Source organism: Micromonospora sp. DT178 (genome assembly GCF_049841695.1).
Taxonomy (GTDB): domain Bacteria; phylum Actinomycetota; class Actinomycetes; order Mycobacteriales; family Micromonosporaceae; genus Micromonospora.
The window spans coordinates 133,286-151,513 of sequence record NZ_JBNCKV010000015.1; the positions used below are offsets into that span (position 1 = coordinate 133,286).

Genomic DNA, 18,228 nt, shown 5'->3' on the forward strand with positions numbered 1-18,228 from the left:
CGAGGGCGTCCTCGGCGCCGGCGGCGCCGGTCGACACGGCGTGGGAGAGCAGGTCGAGCAGAGCGGCGCGGTCCACCTTGCCGTTGGCGTTGAGCGGGATCTCGGCCACCGGCACGAGCAGGCTCGGCGTCATGTAGTCGGGCAGCAGCCGGGCGCAGTGCGCGGCCAGGTCGGGCGCCTCGCCCCGGTGGAAGGCGACCAGCCGTTCCTCGTGGACGATGACCGCGCACCGGGTCACCCCGGGGTGTTCCTCGACGACCGCGCGGATCTCGCCGAGTTCGATCCGGTAGCCGCGCACCTTCACCTGGTCGTCGACCCGGCCGACGAAGTCCATCACCCCGTCCGGGCGCATCCGGACCAGGTCCCCGCTGCGGTAGAGCCGGCTGCCCGGCGGCCCGTACGGGTCGGGCACGAACTTCTCCGCGGTGAGGTCCGGTCGGCCGGCGTACCCGGTGGACAGGCACTCGCCGCCGATGTGCAGTTCACCGACGACCCCGACCGGCAGCAGCCGCAGCGCGTCGTCGAGCACCCGGACGGTGGTGTTCGCCATCGCCCGGCCGATCGGCACGATGTCGGTCGTCTGCGGCGTCCGCACCGGGTGGGCCGTCATGATGACCGTGGTCTCGGTCGGCCCGTAGCTGTTGGTGAGGCCACCCGGCCCGAGCCGGTCCAGCCACCGGTTGGCGATCTCCTTGCGCAGCGCCGCGCCGGCCGTCCAGATCAGACCGGAGAGCTGGCCCGCCTGCTCGTCGTCGAGCTGCTCGGTGAGCAGCTCCAGGTGCGGCGGGGTCATGATGAACCGGTCGAACGGGCCGGCCTTGACGAGCAGCGCGCCCAGCTCGGCGATGTCGAGGGCGGCGGGCAGCAGCGTCACCGACTGACCCGAGACCAGCGGGCTGAACAGGTTGGGGATGGACAGGTCGAAGGCGATGGTGGTGAACAGCGGCGCGCCGTCGCCCCGCCCCCCGCGCGCCCCCCGGTCGCCCAGGGCCTCGGTCTCGACGGCGCAGGCGAGGAAGTTGGACACCGCCCGGTGCGGCAGGAGCACGCCCTTGGGGCGGCCGGTCGAGCCGGAGGTGAACAGCACGTAGGCCGTCTCGGCCGGGTCGGTGTCCCGGTCCGGCCGGTGGGTGGGGCCGGCGCAGACCATCAGCCGGTGGGTGTCCACGTGCAGGGTCGGCACGGTGAACCTGGGCGCGTACGCCGCCTGGGTGACGCCCAGCTCCACGCCGGCGGTGGCGAGCATGTGCCCGATCCGCTCGGCGGGGTACGACGGGTCGAGCGGCAGCACGGCCGCCCCCGCCTTCCAGGTGCCGAGGATCGCCGCGACCAGGTCGACGCCCCGGTCCAGCAGCACGGCCACCACCGCGCCCCGGGCGACGCCCGAGTGCCGCAGGTGGTGGGCGAACTGGTTGGCCCGGTCGTCCAGCGCCGCGTAGGTGGTGGTGAGGTCGCCGTGGCGCAGGGCCACCGCGTCCGGCGTCCGGCGACGCTGGGCCTCGAAGAGGTCGCAGACCGTGGCGGTGGGGCGGGGCACGGTGGGCCCGTGCGCCTCGTGCAGGAGCAGGTGCCGCTCGCCCGGCGAGAGCAGGTCGAGGTCGTCGAGCGGGGTCCGCGGCTCGGCCACCGCCGCGGCGAGCAGCCGGACGAAGTGGTCGGCCATCCGCCGGACGGTCGGCTCGTCGAACAGGGCGGTGGCGTACTCCAGGCTGCCGGCCAGGATGCCGTCGGGGCGGGGCCAGACGTGCATGGTGAGGTCGGTCTTGGCGATCCGGGCCGCCCGGCGCAGGGCGTCCAGCAGTGCCTCGTCGTCGGTCGACTGGCCGGTGATGCCGCCCTCCTGGGCGTTGAGCATCACCTGGTAGAGCGGGGTGCGGGAGAGGTCGCGGACGTCGACGAGTTCGTCGACCACCCGCTCGAAGGGCAGGTCCTGGTGGGCGAGGGCCGCCAGGGTCCGGGACCGCACGGCCCGCACGGCCGCCTCGAACGGCGCGGCCGGGTCCAGGGTGCAGCGCACCACCACGGGGTTGAGGAAGACCCCGGCGATCTGTTCCGCCTCGGTGGGCCGTCGACCGGAGGTGGGCGCGCCGACGGGGACGTCCCACTGCCCGCTGTAGCGGGCCAGCAGCGTGGCGAAGCCCGCCAGCATGGTCATGAACGGGGTCGCCGAGCAGCGCCGGCCCAGCGCGGTCAGCTTCTCCGCGAGCTCCGCCGGCACCTCGAACTCGACGTGCGCCCCGCGCGGGTCGCGCTCGGCCGGCCGGGGCCGGTCCAGCGGGAGGGCCAGCTCGGGCACCCCCGCCAGGTGTTCGCGCCAGAAGCCGAGCTCCCGCTCGACCCGGTCGTCGGTGAGGTACCGGTGCTGCCAGGCCGCGTAGTCGGCGTAGTGCACCGTCAGCTCCGGCAGGTCGGGTTCCCGGCCGGCGGCACTGGCCGCGCAGAGTTCCCGCAGGTCCCGCTCCAGGACCCCGGCCGTGGTCGCGTCGGAGGCGATGTGGTGCAGGGCCACCAGCAGCAGGTGGTCCGCCCCGGCCGAGGTGACCAGGGTGGCCCGCCACAGCGGCCCGGTGCGCAGGTCGAAGCCCCGGCCGAGCTGCGCGTCGACCAGGTCGACGAGCGGGGTCTCGGCCGCGTCGCAGACCGTGAGGTCGACGGGGCCGGGCGGATCGACGCGCTGGTGCGGCTCGCCGTCGCGGGTCAGGTAGCGGGTGCGCAGCGCCTCGTGCCGGGCCTCCAGCGCGGTCAGCGCCGCCCGTACGGTCTCGGGTGCCAGCGAGCCGGGCAGGCGCAGGTAGAGCGGCACCACCCACTCGGGGCTGCCCGGGTGCAGCTGGTCCAGCAGCCACAGCCGCCGCTGGGCCGGGGAGAGCGGCAGCGGGCCGGTCCGGGGCACCGGGACCACCGCCGACGTCGCGGGGGCGCCGCCGGTCAGCAGGGCGGCCTGCGCCTCGACGGTGGTCGCGGCGAGCAGCTCCCGCAGCTCGATCCGCACGCCGGACTCGGCGGCGAGGCGGCTGGCGAGGCGGACGGTCACCAGCGACGACCCGCCGAGCTGGAAGAGGTCGTCGTGCACCCCCACCCGGTCGACGTCGAGCAGCTCCTGCCAGAGCCGGGCGACCAGCCGCTCGGCGTCGGTGCGCGGGGCCAGGTAGGCCGTCGCGTCGACGGTCTCGACGGGCGGCAGCGCGGCCCGGTCGACCTTTCCGCCGGTGGTGAGCGGGAACTCCGCCACCGGGACGAACACGGCCGGCACCAGGGCGTCGGGCAGCCGGTCGGTCAGGAAGGACCGCAGCTGCGCGGCGGTCAGGGGGCGCCGGCCGGCGACGTACGCGGCCAGCCGGGGGCTGCCGCCGGGCTCGGCGAAGCCGACGACGACCGCCCGCCGGACGTCCGGGTGGGCGGCCAGCGCGGCCTCCACCTCGCCCGGCTCGATGCGCACTCCATTGATCTTGAGTTGGTCGTCGGCGCGGCCGACGAACTCCAGGCTCCGGTCCGAGCGCCACCGGACCTGGTCGCCGGTGCGGTAGAGCCGCGCGCCGGGCGGCCCGTACTCGTCCGGCACGAACCGCTCCGCGGTCAGGTCGGGGCGGCCGAGGTAGCCGCGGCCGAGCCCGGCCCCGCCCACGTACAGGTCGCCGACCACGCCGATCGGCACCGGCCGCCGGTTCGCGTCGAGCACCTGGAGGCGGAGGTTGTCCAGCGGCCGGCCGATCGGCACCGGCCCGGTGCGCTGGGCGAGGTCGACCGGCTGGGCGGTCACGTCGATGGCGCACTCGGTCGGGCCGTAGGTGTTCCAGACCCGTGTCCCGGGCGCCACCGCCAGCCGCTGGCACAGCTCGGCGTGCAGCGGCTCGCCGGCGGAGAAGACCAGCCGCAGCGAGGTGCACCTCGGCCAGTCCGGCTCCTCGGTCACCAGTTGCAGCACCGACGGCACGCCCTGGAGCACGGTCGCCCGGTACCGGACGACCGCCGCCACCAGGGCGGCCGGATCGCGTTCGGCGCCGTCCGGCGCGAGCGCCACCGTCGCCCCGCAGATCAGCGGGGCGAAGAACTCCCAGCCGGCGGCGTCGAAGCTCACCGCGGTCTTCTGCAGCACCCGGTCCGCCGGCGACAGCCCGTGCTGCCGGACCGTCCAGGCCACCCGGTTGCCGATGGCCCCGTGGGTGACGACCACACCCTTGGGGCGGCCGGTCGAGCCGGAGGTGTAGATGACGTACGCCGCGTTGTCGGGGTCGATGCGGACCGGCGGCGCGGTGTCCGGTCCGGCCGCGATCCGGGACCGGTCGGCGTCCAGGCAGACCACGTGGGACGGCCCGGCCAGCGCGTCGTCGCGCAGGTCGGCCTGGGTGAGCACGACGTCCACCCCGGTGTCGGCGACGATCCACCGCCGCCGGTCGACCGGGTGCGCCGGGTCCAGCGGCAGGTACGCGCCGCCGGCCCGCCACACCCCGAGCAGGGCGACCACGAGGTCGATCCCCCGGCGCAGGTGCACGCCGACCGTCGACTCCGGACCGACGCCCAGCCCCACCAGGTGCTGGGCGAGCTGGTTGGCGCGCCGGTCGAGTTCGGCGTAGCCGACCCGTACGTCGCCGGCGAGCACCGCGGTCGCGTCGGGCGTCGCCGCGGCCTGGCGGGCGATCAGGTCCGGCAGGACGACGGGGTCGACCGTGCCCGCTCCGGCGGCCGGCAGGGTGGACAGAGGGGTGCTCATCGGGGTGCTCCTCCGGGGTGGGGGGTCGATCGCGGACGGCCGGGGGTCACGCCTGCCGGGGGCCCGTCAGACGGACGCGCCGTCCATGCGCAGGCGCAGGCTCTTCGGCCGCATGTCGGTCCAGAGCTCGTTGATCCGGCTGAGGCACTCGTCCCGGGTGCCCTCGGTGCCCTCGGCCCGCCAGCCGGCCGGCAGCGCCCGGTCGCTCCACCAGATCGAGTACTGCTCCTCGTCGTTGAGCACCACCAGGTAGCTGCGGTCGTCGTCGCTCATGTTCTCTCCCTCGTGGGTTCCACGGTCGCCACGGCGGCGGCCGGTACGGGTATGAAGTCGTCGATCCGCACGCCGAGGCCACGCCGGGCCGCCGTGCGGCGGACGTGTTCGGCCAGCGCGATGTCCAGCACGCCCAGGCCGAACGGCGAGACCACCACCGGTCCGGGGACGTCGGCCGGGGGCAGCGCCGCGCCGCCGGCCAGCCGGCCGATGGTGGTGTGGATGAATTCCCGGCCGCCGGTGAGCTGCTCGGCCAGGTGCAGCGAGGTGCGCTCCCGGCAGACGTGGTCGGGGTCGTCGACGACGTTGCGGGCCGCCAGCACCGCCCGGGGGTGCAGGTCCCGCAGCGACAGGTGCAGCACCACGCTCTCCGGCTGGCAGGCGGTCAGCTCCAGGTGCGGTTCGCTGGCGGTGGTGGCGATCGAGACCAGCCGGTGGGCGGCCAGGGCCTGCTCGGCGCCCGCCACCACGCTGATCGTCGTGGCGGGCAGCAGGGCCGCCGCGCGGGCGGCGAACGCCTCGGCCCGGCGCGGGTCGGTGTCGTGCAGCACCAGCGAGGCCGGCGGCGCCAGGGCCACCGTCAGGAAGCGCAGCACCTGCTCGTTGATCAGCCCGCAGCCGATCAGCGCCAGGCCGTCCGGGCTACGTCCGGCGGTCAGCAGCTGCGCGGCGAGGGCCGCGCCGGCCGCGGTACGCCGGGCGGAGACGACCGATCCCTCGATGACCGCCTCGGGCCGGCCGGTCTCCAGCGAGTTGAGCACGATGGCGGCGCTGGCGCGGTCCAGGCCCTGCTCGATGTTCGCCGGGAACGAGGAGATCCACTTCATGCCGGCGGCCGGCGGGTCGGCGCCCAGGTACGCGGGCAGCCCGATGATGCGGTTGCGGGCGTTGTCGGGGAAGCGCAGGAAGACCGAGTGCGGCACGCTCGTGCGGCCCTGCTCGTGCAGCAGGTACGCCTGCCGGACGAGGTCGATGACCCGGGCCTCGTCGCCGTCGAGCACGTCCCGGACCACGGCATGGCCGATGATCAGCATTTGTCGCCCTTCCACAGGTGGCTGACCTCGCCGAACTGTTCGGTCACCCAGCGATCGGAGTAGATGGTGTCGAGGTAGCGGTCGCCGTTGTCCGGGAAGATCAGGACGCTGGTGCTCCCGGCGGGCAGGTCCGCCATCCGGCGCCGCAGCGCGGCCACCGTCGCCCCGGAGGAACCGCCGGCGAGGATGGCCTCCCGGATCGCCAGCAACCGGCAGCCGACCACGCAGTCGAGGTCGGAGACGTGCAGCACCTCGTCCGGCCTGGCGTTGGCGGCCAGCGGGGGCACCACCGAGGCGCCGTGCCCGGGGATCAGCCGGGGCGCGGGCGGGTGGCCGAAGATCGCGCTGCCGACGGCGTCGACCGCGACGATCCGGGTGGCGTGGCCGTTCTCGCGCAGGTAGTCGGCGCAGCCGACCAGGGTGCCGCAGGTGCCGGTGGAGCAGAACAGGTAGTCGACCCGGCCGTCCAGCTCGGTCATGATCTCGGCCATGGTCTGCCGCTGTGCCCGGGCGTTGAGCGGGTTGGTGTACTGGTCCGGGCGGTAGGCGCCGGGCACGGTCTCCACCAGCTCGCGTACCCGGCGGCGCCGGACCGCGAGGTACTCGCCGGTCACCGGGTCGGGGTGCTCGATCATGTCGATCTCGGCCTGGTACGCGGCCAGCACCGCCAGGTTCTGCCGGGTGGTCTTCGGGTCCACCACGCAGATGAACCGGATCCCGAAGTACGCGCAGATCTGAGCCAGGCCGATGGCGAGGTTGCCGGAGCTGGACTCCACCACCACGGACCGTCCGGGCACCAGTTCGCCGGATTCGATCTTCCCGCGCAGCATGTTCAGCGCGGCCCGGTCCTTGATGCTCCCACCCGGATTGAACTGTTCGAGTTTCGCGTACGCCCGGGCGGGAAATTCGGGAAACAACCGGTCCAGGCGCACCAGGGGCGTGTTGCCGACCGTGGAGAGAATTCCCTGATCCATTTCAACCCCCTCTCCGGGCTGACGGAAGGTCGCCCGCATCCGCCGTGCGGGCGTCGTGCGGCGCCCGTCGACGACGGGTGCCGGGTGACCGAGGTGCTCAGCTCATGCCGAGTTCGAGCAGCATCCGCTCGTCGACGTCGCCCGCCAGGCGGGCGTCGGCCACCGTCGCGGCCGGGTCGGCGCAGGCGGCGCCGAGCAGGGCCAGGTACTGGTCGAAGAGCCGCTCGACGGTGGCGCGGTCGAGCAGGTCCGTGTCGTAGTTGAACTCGGTGCGCAGGGCCAGGTCGGGCAGCTGGTGCACCGTCACGGCGAGGTCGAACTGGCCCTCGTCGTACGGCACCACCACCTGGCGGACCCGGTGCCCGACGAACCCGTTGCTGGTGTCGGACAGGGTGTCGCCGTGCTGCCGGGTGAGCAGCGTGATGGTGACCCGCACCAGCGGGTCCCGGTCCCGGCGGGCCGCCTGGACCAGCGGGAACGGGTAGGCGGCGCGCGCCACGCCGTCCGAGAGCTGGCGTCCCGCGGCGGAGATCGCCGCCGCGAAGGTGGTCTCCGGGGCGAACGACGAGCGCAGCACGACCGGGTTCACCAGCATCCCGACCACCTCCCGCAGCGCCCGTCCCCGCCGCACCGAGACCGGGCAGCCGATGGTGAACTCGCGCTGCCCGGTGCACCGGTGCAGCAGCGCCTCGAAGACGCCGAGCAGGACGCTGAACGGGGTGACCGCGAGGGCGGCGGCCGTGGCGCGTACCTGCCGGGCGACCTCGTCCGGCAGCATCCGGGCCACGGACGCGCCCCGGTAGGACCGGGTGGCGGAACGGGGCCGGTCGGTGGGCAGGGTGGCGGCGGTGGCCCCGGCGCAGGTGCGGGCCCAGTGCTCGGCCAGCTCGGCGCTGCGGGGGCCGGCCAGCATGGCCTGCTCCCGCGCGACGAACTCGTCGTAGCGGGGTCGCGTCGGCCAGTCGACCGTGCCCCCGCCCCGCAGCACCCGGTACGCGTCGCCGAGGTCCCGCCAGATCAGGTACTGCGAGAGCCCGTCGGTGGCGATGTGGTGGATGACCAGCACCAGCGCGCAGTCCGTGCGCCGGCGCAGCAGCACCACCCGCAGGGGGCCGTCCCGTTCGAGCCGGAGCGGCTGCTCGCCGACGGCGTGGATGAGCGTACGCAGGGCCGCGTCGTCCACGTCGCCGACGTCGCGGACCTCGATCGCGTCGGAGCCGAGGGGATCGACCAGCCGCACCGGCCCCGCTCCGGTCTCGGCGAACCGGGACCGGAGCAGGTCGTGCCGGTCCTGGACGGCGACGAGGGCGGCCCGCAGCACGTCGGTGTCGAGGACCGGCTCGGCGAGCACGGCCGTCACCACGTTGCTGGTCGAGCTCTCGGGCGCGAGTCGGTACAGCGCCCACTGCGCGGCCTGACCGACGGACAGCTCCCGGGCGTCCCCGTCGCCGGCGTTCACTTGGCGCCGAGCACGAAGTCGGTCAGGTCCCGGACGCGGACGAAGTTGCCGACCTCCTCGTCCGGCACCTCGATGTCGAAGTGCACCTCGGCGGCGCCGAGCAGGTCGACCAGCTTGAGCGAGTCGAGGCCCAGGTCCACGAAGGTGTCGTCGGCGGAGATCGGCCGGTCCAGCTCCTCGGTCATCAGCTTGCGGGTCAGCTGCTCGACGTCGGCGGCCACCTGGTCAACGGTCATGTCAGTGTCCTTTCGGGAGGGTGTTCAGGGCATCCGGACGATCTGGCCGGCGTACGCGAGGCCGGCGCCGAAGCCGAGCAGCAGCGCCTTGTCGCCGGGCTTGGTCCGGCCGCTCTCGTGCAGCCGGCTCAGCGCGAGCGGCACCGAGGCCGCCGAGGTGTTCCCCGTGTCGATCACGTCCCGGGCGACCTTCTCCTCCGGGATCTCCAGAATCTCGGCGAGCTGCTCGATGATCCGCAGGTTCGCCTGGTGCGGCACGAACCAGTCGATCTCCGACAGGTCGATCCCGGCGCGGGCGCAGGCCTCCCGCGCGACCGGGGGGATGTTCTTGGTGGACCACCGGTAGACCAGCGGCCCGTTCATCGAGGCGTACTCCTTGCCGTCCTTGGCCCACTTCGTGCCGAGGATCGGGGCCCGCCGGCCGTCGCTGCCCCACACCACGGGGCCGATGTCCTGGTTCTCGGAGCGGGAGATCACCGCGGCGCCCGCGCCGTCGCCGAAGATCACGTAGGTCGCCGGGTCCTCGGGGTCGATGAACTCGGTGAGGTGTTCGGCGCCGACGACCAGCACGTTGCGCGCCTCGCCGAGCCGGACCGCGTTGGACGCGACCGACACCGAGTAGGCGAAGCCCGCGCAGGCGGCGTTCAGGTCGAACGCGCCGGTCGCCGGGATGCCGATCCGGTGGGCGACCTCCGGCGCGCCGCCCGGGATCCGGTCCCGCTTGGTGGCGGTGGCCAGGATGAGCAGGTCGACCTCGGAGGGGTCGACGTTCGCCATCGCCAGCGCCTTCGCGCCGGCCTCCGCCGACATCACCGGCACGGTCTCCCCGGGACCGGCGGCGTGCCGGGTCTTGATGCCCGTGCGCTCCTCGATCCACTCCGTGGTCACGTCCGTACGCAGTGCGATGTCCGGGTTGGTGACCACGCGGGTGGGCCGATAGGCGCCGAGCCCGGTGATCGCCGAACCGAAGATGCTCGACATCGTTCTCCCTTCGTCAACCCGGACGGCAGCCGCGTCGAGGACTGCCGGGAGAGAGGCTCGGGCAGCCGCCTCATAGCTTCTCTACATATCGACGCGGCATAGGAATGCCATAGCCGGCGGGGGAAGTCTGCGTCGGGCGCGGACCGCCGAGGCCCGAAGGCCGAGCGAGAAGGTCCAGGATGAGAGACTTCACTGACAGGGTGGCGGTGGTCACCGGCGCCGGCTCGGGCATCGGCCGCGCGCTCGCCGTCGAGCTGGCCGCCCGGGGGGCCCGGCTCGCCGTCTCCGACGTGGACGACGAGGGGCTGCGGGAGACCGTACGGTGCTGCGCGGGCCTCGACGGCCAGGTGCGCGGGTACCGGTTGGACGTGACGGACCGGGCCGCGGTGCTGGCGCACGCCGAGCGGGTCGACGCCGACTTCGGCCGCGCCGACCTGGTCGTCAACAACGCCGGGGTGACCCTGCTCGCCTCGGTCGCCGACGGGGCCTGGGAAGACCTCGAATGGGTGATGAACGTCGACTTCTGGGGGGTCGTGCACGGCACGCGGGCGTTCCTGCCGCTGCTGACGGTGTCGCGCGGGCACCTGGTCAACGTCTCCAGCGTGCTGGGGCTGGCCGGCGCGCCGATGCAGAGCGGGTACAACGCCGCCAAGTTCGCCGTCCGGGGCTTCACGGAGGCGGTGGCGCAGGAGCTGCGGGCCGACGGGGTGCCGGTCAGGGTGAGCTGCGTGCACCCGGGCCGGATCAGGACGAACATCATGCGCAACGCCCGCAACGACGGCCTGCGCGACTACCAGGCGGTGCGGGAGCACTTCGAGCGCTCGGTCGACATCTCGGCCGAGTACGCCGCCCGCGCCATCCTGCGCGGGGTGGCCCGCAACCGGGCCCGGATCCTGGTCGGGGCGGACGCCTACCGCACCGAGATCCTGACCCGGCTGCTCGGACCGTGGTACCCGAGGGTGGCGGCCGGCCGCGTCCGGCGGCCGGTCACATCGACAGGCCGCCGTCCACGGTGATCACCTGACCGGTCAGGTACGACGCCCGGGAGGAGAGCAGGAACGCCACCACGTCGGCGATCTCCTCGCTGCGCCCGAGCCGGCCCAGGGCCACCCGGTCCCGGGCGATCGCGCCCAGCTCGTCGGAGAGGGCGGCGATCATGTCCGTGTCGACGTAGCCGGGCGCCACCACGTTCGCCCGGATGTCGTACCGGCCGACCTCCTTGGCCAGCGCCTTGGTGAAGCCGATGATCCCGGCCTTGGAGGCGGAGTAGTTCGTCTGCATCGCGTTGCCGGCCACCCCGGACACCGAGGAGACCGTGACGATCGACCCGCCGCGCCTGCGCATCATCCGGCGGATCACCGCGCGGCAGACGTGGTAGGTGCCGTCGAGGTTGACCTCCATCACGGAGCGCCAGTCGGCGTCGGCCATCAGGGCCAGCGGCCGGTCCCGGATGATCCCCGCGACGGTGACCACCGCCTCGGGGTCGCCCAGCTCCCGCTCGGCGGTCGACACGAAGTCCCGCACCGCGGCGGCGTCGGCGACGTCGACCGCCAGCGCGAGCACGCGTCCGCCGTCCGCGGCCGCCTGCGCGACCACCTCGTCGGCGGCGTCCTTGCTGGACTGGTAGCACATCGCCACGTCGTAGCCGTCCCGGACCAGCCGCAGCACCACCGCCTGGCCGATGCCCCGGGAGCCGCCGGTGACCAGGGCGACGGGCCGCCCACCGGCGCTCACCGCGCCGCCCCGGACGCCGCCGGTGTCGGCTCGGCCGGCTGCGCGGGGGCGGCCGCGCGGGACTCCCGGGTCGCCGCGTCGAGGGACGCCCGCAGGGACTCCACCGATCGCATCGCACCGACCAGGCGGCCCACCCGCAACACCACGGTGGACCCGACGACGCTCTCGCCGGTGACGAAGGCGGTGTCGGCGACCAGCCGGTTCATGGTCACGTGGTGCTCCACCGTCTCCCCGGGCAGCACCGGCCGCCCGAACCGGATGTGCTCGAAGACGCCGGCCACCGGCACGCCGTCGGTCAGCACGTCCGGCATCGGCCGGTCGTGCCGGATCAGCACCAGCGCCGCCTGCCCCCAGGACTCCAGCAGCAGCGACATCGGCAGCGGCCGGTCACCGGTGACGGTCAGCGAGCCCACCAGCCGCCGCCGGGGCACCAGCTCGGTGACCCGGTCGACCAGCAGCATCGGCGGCCGGTGCGGGATGATCCGCCTGATCTCCTCGATCCCCATCATGGGGCTCACTCCTCGCTCGCGTAGCGCAGCAGCACCTCGGCGACCGGCACGGCGGCGGCGGCGACCTCGCCCCGCCACAGGTCGCCGCTGCGGCGGATGGTCACGACGAGTTCGTCGTCGCCCCGGAAGGGCAGCAGGAACCGGCAGCTGACGATCTCGGTGAGCGTCAGCCCGGGGGCCGCGGCGCGGACCGCCCGGTGCACGAACTCGAAGATGTGGACCCCGGGCAGCAACGGAAATCCCGGGTAGTGGCCGGCGAAGACCGGATCGCCGAGGTCGGGGCGGATCCTGGCCACGATCGTGTCGGGTGCGACGTGCTCCACGTCGATGGGAACGGCCGTCGCGCAGTCGGCCGATGTCAGGGCGTTCACCAGGCCACCATGGGGTCGGCGGCTATATCTTCTCTACTGTCCCGGCCCGCCGCGTGCCCGCAGGGATCGAGACCGGCGTGGGGGTCAGTTCCCCACCGCGCTCAGCGCCCCGGCGCCGGCCACCAGCACCCGGTCGGCCTGGTCGGCCTTCTCCCGGGCGAAGACGCGGACGAGGTCGTGGAAGCGGAACCGCTGCCGCCGGCCGCCGTCGGACTCGACGATCTCCAGCAGCCGGGCGTCGACCAGGTTCTCCCCCACCTCCTCGCCGGCGTGCCGGGACACGCCCAGCACCTCCGCGGTGCACCAGCTGGGGAAGGCCGGCGTACGCAGCAGCGCCAGCCGGCGCAGGGCGAGCTGGCCCAGGTCGGCCAGCTGGTGGTAGCTGCTGTCCAGCCGTTCCCGGACGTCCAACGAGCCCAGCCGGAGCTCGTCCAGCCGGTACCGCTCGTCGGCGAGCCGGTCCGCCAGGTACCCGAGCGACCAGTGCGGGCGCGCCAGCAGCCGGGATCCGGCGACCCGGACGCCGAGCGAGAGCCGGCCGCACAGCTCGACGATCCGGCCGGCCGCCTCGGTCTCCTCGGCGACCCGCTGCGCCCCGATGATCCGGCCGAGCAGCGCGAGCGCCTGCCGCCGGTCGAGGGTGCCGACCTCGATCGACGTGGCGCCGGCCAGCTCGGGCATGCGGAGCCGGCTGGTGACGATGACCTGGCAGCCGGGGTCGCCGGGCAGCAGCGGGCTCACCTGCGCGTAGTCCGCGGTGCCGTCGAGCATGACCAGCAGCCGCCGGCCGGCGAGCTGGCTGCGGTAGAGCCGGACCCGCTCGTCGAGCCCCTTCGGGATCGCCGACTCGGCGTGGCCGAGGCTGCGCAGGAACCAGCCGAGCACGTCGTACGGCTCGACGGCGTTGCCCCTCGCGCGACCGAGGTCGGCGTAGAGCTGACCGTCGGGGAAGGCGGTCCGGGTGAGGTGGGCCGCGTGCAGGGCGAGCGTGCTCTTGCCGACGCCGGCCATCCCGGTGACCACGGCGACCGGCGGGCAGGCCCTCGGCTCGGCGGTCAGCACCCGCAGCAGCCCGTTCAGCTCCTCCTCCCGCCCGGCGAAGTCACCGACGCCGGGCGGGAGCATCGCGGGCCGTACCCCGTGCCAGCTCGGCTCCGCGACGACCGCCGGGGCCGGGGGGCCGGCGAGGATCGACCGGTACGCCTCGGTGAGCAGCGGCCCCGGGTCGACGCCCAGTTCGTCGGCGAGCACCCGGCGGCCCTCGTGGTAGGCGGCCAGCGCGTCGGCCTGCCGGTCGCTGTGCAGCAGGGCGGTCATCAGCTGGCCCCGCAGCCCCTCGTGCAGCGGGTGCTCGGCGACGAGCTGGGTGATCTCGGGGACCAGCCGGACGTGGCGCCCCAGCCGCAGGTCGGCCTCGATCCGGCTCTCCAGGACCGCCATCCGCACCTCCGCCATGCGGTGCGCCTCGGCCGCCGCGAGGTGCTCGGTCACGTTGGACAGTGCGGGCCCGCGCCACAGCGACATGGCGGCGTGCAGCCGCTCGGCGGCCTCGGCGTGCCGCCCGTCGCGCAGTGCCTCGCGACCGGCCTCGGCCAGGCGTTCGAACTCGTCGAGGTCGAGCCGGGCGGCGCCGATCCGGATCTGGTACCCCGACCACTGCCGGACGATGTCCACCTCGGCGCCGAGGTACTTGCGCAGCCGCGAGACGTAGTTGTAGAGCTGGGCGGCGAAGGTGGCCGGCGGGCGCTCCCCCCAGAGCAGCTCGCACAGCCGGGTGTCCGGCACGGTACGCCCCTCGGCGAGCAGCAACGCCGCGAGCACCGTGCGCTGCTTCGCACCGTCCAGCGCCACCTCCGAGTCACCCTTCCAGGCCCCCACCGGCCCCAGTACCCGAAACTCCATCCCTGGCTCCGTTCATCGCGCCGCCCCGGGTAGAACAGTCGCCCGAAGACTCATCGGCACCGGCACTGTCCACATGCGTGGGCGGCACTCAATTTCCCGGCGGCGTCACGCTGGCTGTTCAATTGATCACTGATCGTGACTAGGATGGGGCGGGTCACATGTGGAGCGAGGAGCCGCTACCGACCCGGTCGGTCCCGCCGTCCGCGGGCCCCGGCGGGCTCGCGCGCACCGGCGCGGCCAGCGACGGGGCACGAATGTGAGTAGTTTCCACGCATGAACTCCGCGCTCCCCTCTGGCACCGTGCAACGGTGACCTCGACTCCCCTGGCCGGCGCCACCGATCACGCCTGCTCCGGCGTACGGCTGGCCCCGCACTGGTGGGCCTCGGGGCTCGCGCTGCACGAACGCGCGCCCGGCCCGGCCGGCGGCGCACCGGGCCGGCGCCCCGCCGACGCACCGCGCGACGCCGACGGCCCGGATGCGGGCGACCCGGGCAACGCCGACGGCACGCGCGGCGTCGACACCACGCGCGGCGCGGCCGGCACGGCCACCGACGGCACCGACCGCACGGGCAACGCCGACGGCACGGGCAACACCGGAGGCGCGGGCGACATCGACCGGCGGCTGGCCCGGTGGCGGGACGGGCACGGGCCCGGCCTCGGGGCGCGCCTCGCCGAGGTCGGCCTGGACGAGGCGGCGCTGCGCGCGCTGCTGGCCGAGGACCGGTCCGCGCTCGCCGCCAGGACGGCCCGCCCGGGATGGGCGCAGAGCGTCGAGGCGGCCCTGGCCGCCGCGGCCACGCCCCGGCCGCCGGCCGATCCGGCGGACTGGCGGGCCGCCCTCGCCGCGCCCCTGCGGCCGTTCGTCGACGTCGCCGCCGACCGGTTCCTCGCCGGAGCCCGTCCGATCGCGACGGAGAAGACGGTCGACCTGGCCGCCCTCACCGACCAGTTCGCCGCCGCGCTGGGTCGGCGCCTGCTCGCCGTCGCGGCCCGCACGCTGGTCTCGGAGCTGCACCGACGCCGGGCGGCCGGCCGGCTCGCCGGCGCCGACGGCCGGGCCCGCTTCGCCGACTTCGTGGCGCAGCTCTGCGTCCCCGCCGGGCTGGTCGAGCTGGTCGACCGCTATCCCGTGCTGGCCCGCCTGCTGGCGCAGGCCGGCACGGCGGCCGCCCGCTCCGGGCTCGAACTCCTGACCCGGTTCGTCGCCGACCGCGACGACCTGGTGGGTACCCTGCTCGGCGGCGACGACCCCGGCCCGCTCGTCGCGGTCCGCAGCAACCTGGGCGACGCCCACACCGGTGGCCGTACGACCACCGTGCTGCGTTTCGCGGACGGCCGACGCGTCGTCTACAAGCCGCGCGACCTGGCCTCCCAGGTCCGCTTCACCGGGTTCGTCGACTGGTTGGAGCGGCGGGCGCCGGGGCTGGGGCTGCGCGGGGTCGCCGCCCTGACCCGGCCGGGCTACGGCTGGTCGGAGTACGTGGACGCGACCGCGCTGCGCCACCCGGGGCAGGCGGACGGGTTCTACCGCCGGCAGGGCGCCCTGGTCGCGCTGCTGCACGCCCTGCACGCCACGGACATGCACTACGAGAACCTGATCGCCGCCGGCGACACACCGGTCGTGGTGGACACCGAGACGCTCTTCCACCCCGCGCTGGGCGAGCCGGTGGGCACCGGCGACCCGGCGGCGGACCTGCTGACCGCCTCGGTGCACCGGACCGGCCTGATGCCGGTGATCGTCGTCGGCGACCAGGGGGCGATGGACCTGTCCGGCGTCGGCGGCGACCGGGGCGGGACCGCACCCGTGAGCGCGCTCGACTGGGCCGACCCGGGCACCGACCGGATGCGGCTGACCCGCCGGGCCGTCGACTTCGCCGGCGGCCGCAACCGCCCCCGCGTCGGCGACTCCCCGGTCGATCCCGCCGCCCACGAGCCGGCGCTGCGGGCGGGGTTCCGGCAGGCGTACGAGACGATCCGGGCACACCGGCGGGAGTTCACCGAACTGGTCGCGTCCTGCGCCGACGTCCCGGTACGGCTGGTCGCCCGGCCCACCTCGGCGTATTACACCCTGCTCACCGAGACCACCCACCCGGACGTGCTCGGCGACGCGCTGGAGCGCGACCGCGCGCTCGGCGTCCTCTGGTCCAGCGTGGACGGGCACCCCTTCCTCGCCCAGTTCCCGCGACACGAGGCAGCCGCGCTGTGGGCGGGCGACGTCCCGCTGTTCGAGGGCACTGCGGGCAGCCGCACCGTCCGGGTCGCCGGGGGCGGCGAACCGCTGCCCGTGCCGCTGGCCCGCTGCGGGCTCGACGCCGCGCTGGGCAAGATCGCCGCGCTGGACGAGGCCGACCGGCGGCACCAGGAGTGGATCGTCGCGGCGACGCTGGCGACCCGTCGCCCGGTCGACGGCCGGCACGTCGGGACACCGATGTCCCGGCCGGTCGCGGACGCCGCCGCGTCGCCGGAGCGCCTGCTCGCCACGGCGTGCGCGCTGGCCGACGAGATCCAGGCCCGGAGCGTGACCGGCACGGACCGGGTGAACTGGCTCGGCCTGGAGCTGGTGGACGACCGGCAGTGGCTCGTCCTGCCGATGGGGGCCGGCCTGGCCAACGGGCACCTCGGGGTCGCGCTCTTCCTCGGCCAGCTCGCCGCGGTGACCGGCACCGCCCGCTACGCCGAGCTGGCCCACCGGGCCGTTGCCGGGGTGCCGAGGCTGTTCCGGTTGCTCGGCGCGCGCCCGGACCTGACCGCCGCGATCGGCCCCGGCGGGCTGTACGGCCTCGGCGGCATCGCGTACGGGCTCGCCCGACTGTCCACCCTGCTGGCCGACCCCGGGCTCGCCGGACAGGCCCGCGTGGCGGTCGACCTGGCCGCCGCCGCCAGCGCGGGCTCGGCGGCCGTGGCCTGGGCCGACGGCGGCGCGGGCTGCCTCGCCGCCATGGACGCGGTGCACGCCGAGCTGGGCCACGCGCCGGCGGCGGCGCTCGCCCGGGGCTGGGCCGACCGGCTTGTGAACGTGGTCGAGCGGGACGACCTGCCGACGGAGCCGGGCTTCGCCGACGGGCTGGCCGGCATCGGCTGGGCGCTGGGCCGGCACGCCCGCACCGGTGGCGCCCGCTACGCGCGGGCGGGCCGGCGCGCGCTGCGCCGGGCGGGCACCCCCGGCGGCGACGGGCCGGCGGGGTACGGCTGGTGTCGCGGCGCGGCCGGCCTCGCGCTCGCCCACCACGCCCTCGCCCCCGACGCCGGCACCCCCGACGCCCCTGCGCCCGGCACCCGGGGCGCGGCCGACCGGGTCGTGCCGCCGGGCGGCGGACCCGGACCCGCGCCCGACGGGGCGGTACGCCTGCTCACCGACCGCCCGCTGCTCGGCGACCTCAGCCTCTGCCACGGCGAGCTGGGCGTCGCCGAGGCGACCGGTGTCCTGGACGGCGGCGGCGCGGCGCGGCGACGTGCCGGTCGGATCCTGGACGCCGTCGACCGGTACGGGCCGTCCTGCGGGACCCCGGGCAACGTGTCCACCCCCGGCCTGCTCACCGGCCTCGCCGGCATCGGGTACGGCCTGCTCCGGCTCGCCGAGGCCGGGCCGGTGCCGTCGGTGCTGCTGCTGGAACCGACCCCTGAACCGGGCCCCACGGGTTGAGGACCGCCGGGCGAGCGACGACGATCTCCAGAGGAGCCGCCAGCTCCGGAAACGACCGACGAAGTCACCAACAGGAGGAATGACAGTTGTCCGAGAACCAGCTCCCCCCGTACCGCGTCGACGAGACCGACTCCGCGGCGCCCGTCGACGACCCGGCCGGGGCGATGTGGCTGCAGCCCGTCGTGACGTTCGGGATCCGCGCGGCCGCCCTCGCCAGCCTGGTCGTGCCCGTGGGCATGGTGATCGGCGGTCTCGTCGGTGACGCCGGCGCGGCGGCGGACTCCGCGCCCCTGACGACCTGTTGCCCCGAGAAGCCGCTGTGATGACGGCGCGGTAGCCGCCCGGGGGCAGCGTCGGCCCGCACCGCGTTGGGCCGAGGCCTGTCCCCTCGGATAGCGTG

14 protein-coding genes (1 of these 14 running past the window's edge) are annotated in these 18,228 nt (G+C 75.0%); 3 read left to right on the forward strand and 11 right to left on the reverse strand.

The features are described 5' to 3' along the window. The 7 genes from ACLQ22_RS24350 to ACLQ22_RS24380 form a co-directional block, all read right to left on the reverse strand. A protein-coding gene (locus ACLQ22_RS24350) for an amino acid adenylation domain-containing protein (protein WP_425694358.1) crosses the window boundary here: on the reverse strand, positions 1–4,711 show its 5' portion. The gene continues 302 nt to the left of window position 1, outside the view; 4,711 of the gene's 5,013 nt are visible here — the first part of the coding sequence; it begins with the start codon at positions 4,709–4,711; its stop codon lies beyond the left edge, outside the window. Between the two features lie 66 nt (positions 4,712–4,777). Next, positions 4,778–4,984 carry an MbtH family protein gene (locus ACLQ22_RS24355; RefSeq protein WP_121401347.1) on the reverse strand — a complete coding sequence of 69 codons (207 nt, stop codon included), beginning with the start codon at positions 4,982–4,984 and terminating at the stop codon, positions 4,778–4,780. Further along, positions 4,981–6,018, reverse strand: a complete 1,038-nt coding sequence (sbnB, locus tag ACLQ22_RS24360) for a 2,3-diaminopropionate biosynthesis protein SbnB (protein ID WP_425694359.1) — start codon at positions 6,016–6,018, stop codon at positions 4,981–4,983. Before sbnB ends, ACLQ22_RS24355 begins: the two co-directional genes overlap by 4 nt. Further along, positions 6,012–6,992 (reverse strand): 2,3-diaminopropionate biosynthesis protein SbnA, encoded by a 981-nt coding sequence (sbnA, locus tag ACLQ22_RS24365; protein ID WP_425694360.1) that lies wholly within the window; start codon positions 6,990–6,992, stop codon positions 6,012–6,014. Before sbnA ends, sbnB begins: the two co-directional genes overlap by 7 nt. A 97-nt stretch (positions 6,993–7,089) precedes the next feature. After that, a complete protein-coding gene (locus tag ACLQ22_RS24370; protein WP_425694361.1) occupies positions 7,090–8,451 on the reverse strand; it encodes a condensation domain-containing protein in 1,362 nt (453 codons plus the stop codon). Continuing rightward, entirely contained in the window at positions 8,448–8,687 is a 240-nt protein-coding gene (locus tag ACLQ22_RS24375; RefSeq protein ID WP_425694362.1) for an acyl carrier protein, read from the reverse strand. Before ACLQ22_RS24375 ends, ACLQ22_RS24370 begins: the two co-directional genes overlap by 4 nt. 24 nt (positions 8,688–8,711) lie before the next feature. After that, a complete protein-coding gene (locus ACLQ22_RS24380) occupies positions 8,712–9,668 on the reverse strand; it encodes a beta-ketoacyl-ACP synthase III (protein WP_121401343.1) in 957 nt (318 codons plus the stop codon). Positions 9,669–9,847: 179 nt separating this feature from the next. Between ACLQ22_RS24380 and ACLQ22_RS24385 the strand changes: the two genes are divergently transcribed. Further along, the gene (locus tag ACLQ22_RS24385) at positions 9,848–10,684 is read left to right on the forward strand and encodes an SDR family NAD(P)-dependent oxidoreductase (RefSeq protein WP_425694363.1); all 837 of its coding nucleotides are present in this window, start codon (positions 9,848–9,850) and stop codon (positions 10,682–10,684) included. Here the strand turns inward: ACLQ22_RS24385 and fabG are convergent. From fabG to ACLQ22_RS24405, 4 genes are all read right to left on the reverse strand, one after another. After that, positions 10,656–11,402: a 3-oxoacyl-ACP reductase FabG gene (gene fabG, locus ACLQ22_RS24390; RefSeq protein WP_425694364.1), complete on the reverse strand. Its 747-nt coding sequence runs from the start codon at positions 11,400–11,402 to the stop codon at positions 10,656–10,658. The genes ACLQ22_RS24385 and fabG overlap by 29 nt on opposite strands. After that, complete coding sequence (locus tag ACLQ22_RS24395; RefSeq protein WP_425694365.1) at positions 11,399–11,911, reverse strand: 3-hydroxyacyl-ACP dehydratase FabZ family protein; 513 nt, start codon at positions 11,909–11,911, stop codon at positions 11,399–11,401. The genes fabG and ACLQ22_RS24395 overlap by 4 nt, the downstream gene beginning before the upstream one ends. 5 nt (positions 11,912–11,916) lie before the next feature. Beyond that, entirely contained in the window at positions 11,917–12,282 is a 366-nt protein-coding gene (locus tag ACLQ22_RS24400; protein ID WP_425694366.1) for a hypothetical protein, read from the reverse strand. A gap of 84 nt (positions 12,283–12,366) precedes the next feature. Beyond that, positions 12,367–14,184, reverse strand: a complete 1,818-nt coding sequence (locus ACLQ22_RS24405) for a BTAD domain-containing putative transcriptional regulator (RefSeq protein ID WP_425694367.1) — start codon at positions 14,182–14,184, stop codon at positions 12,367–12,369. Between the two features lie 308 nt (positions 14,185–14,492). Here ACLQ22_RS24405 and lanM point away from each other — a divergent pair, with 308 nt between their 5' ends. Beyond that, positions 14,493–17,828, forward strand: a complete 3,336-nt coding sequence (lanM, locus tag ACLQ22_RS24410; RefSeq protein ID WP_425694368.1) for a type 2 lanthipeptide synthetase LanM — start codon at positions 14,493–14,495, stop codon at positions 17,826–17,828. 86 nt (positions 17,829–17,914) lie between these two features. Next, a complete protein-coding gene (locus tag ACLQ22_RS24415; protein WP_425694369.1) occupies positions 17,915–18,151 on the forward strand; it encodes a hypothetical protein in 237 nt (78 codons plus the stop codon). Positions 18,152–18,228 lie beyond the last annotated feature (77 nt).

Bases quoted from the DNA above. Each gene is read 5' to 3' on its own strand.
- ACLQ22_RS24385 (WP_425694363.1), top strand. From the start codon at position 9,848: ATGAGAGACTTCACTGACAGGGTGGCGGTGGTCACCGGCGCCGGCTCG.
- sbnA (WP_425694360.1), bottom strand. From the start codon at position 6,992: ATGGATCAGGGAATTCTCTCCACGGTCGGCAACACGCCCCTGGTGCGC.
- ACLQ22_RS24405 (WP_425694367.1), bottom strand. From the start codon at position 14,184: ATGGAGTTTCGGGTACTGGGGCCGGTGGGGGCCTGGAAGGGTGACTCG.
- ACLQ22_RS24355 (WP_121401347.1), bottom strand. From the start codon at position 4,984: ATGAGCGACGACGACCGCAGCTACCTGGTGGTGCTCAACGACGAGGAG.
- ACLQ22_RS24375 (WP_425694362.1), bottom strand. From the start codon at position 8,687: ATGACCGTTGACCAGGTGGCCGCCGACGTCGAGCAGCTGACCCGCAAG.
- sbnB (WP_425694359.1), bottom strand. From the start codon at position 6,018: ATGCTGATCATCGGCCATGCCGTGGTCCGGGACGTGCTCGACGGCGAC.
- ACLQ22_RS24380 (WP_121401343.1), bottom strand. From the start codon at position 9,668: ATGTCGAGCATCTTCGGTTCGGCGATCACCGGGCTCGGCGCCTATCGG.
- ACLQ22_RS24395 (WP_425694365.1), bottom strand. From the start codon at position 11,911: ATGATGGGGATCGAGGAGATCAGGCGGATCATCCCGCACCGGCCGCCG.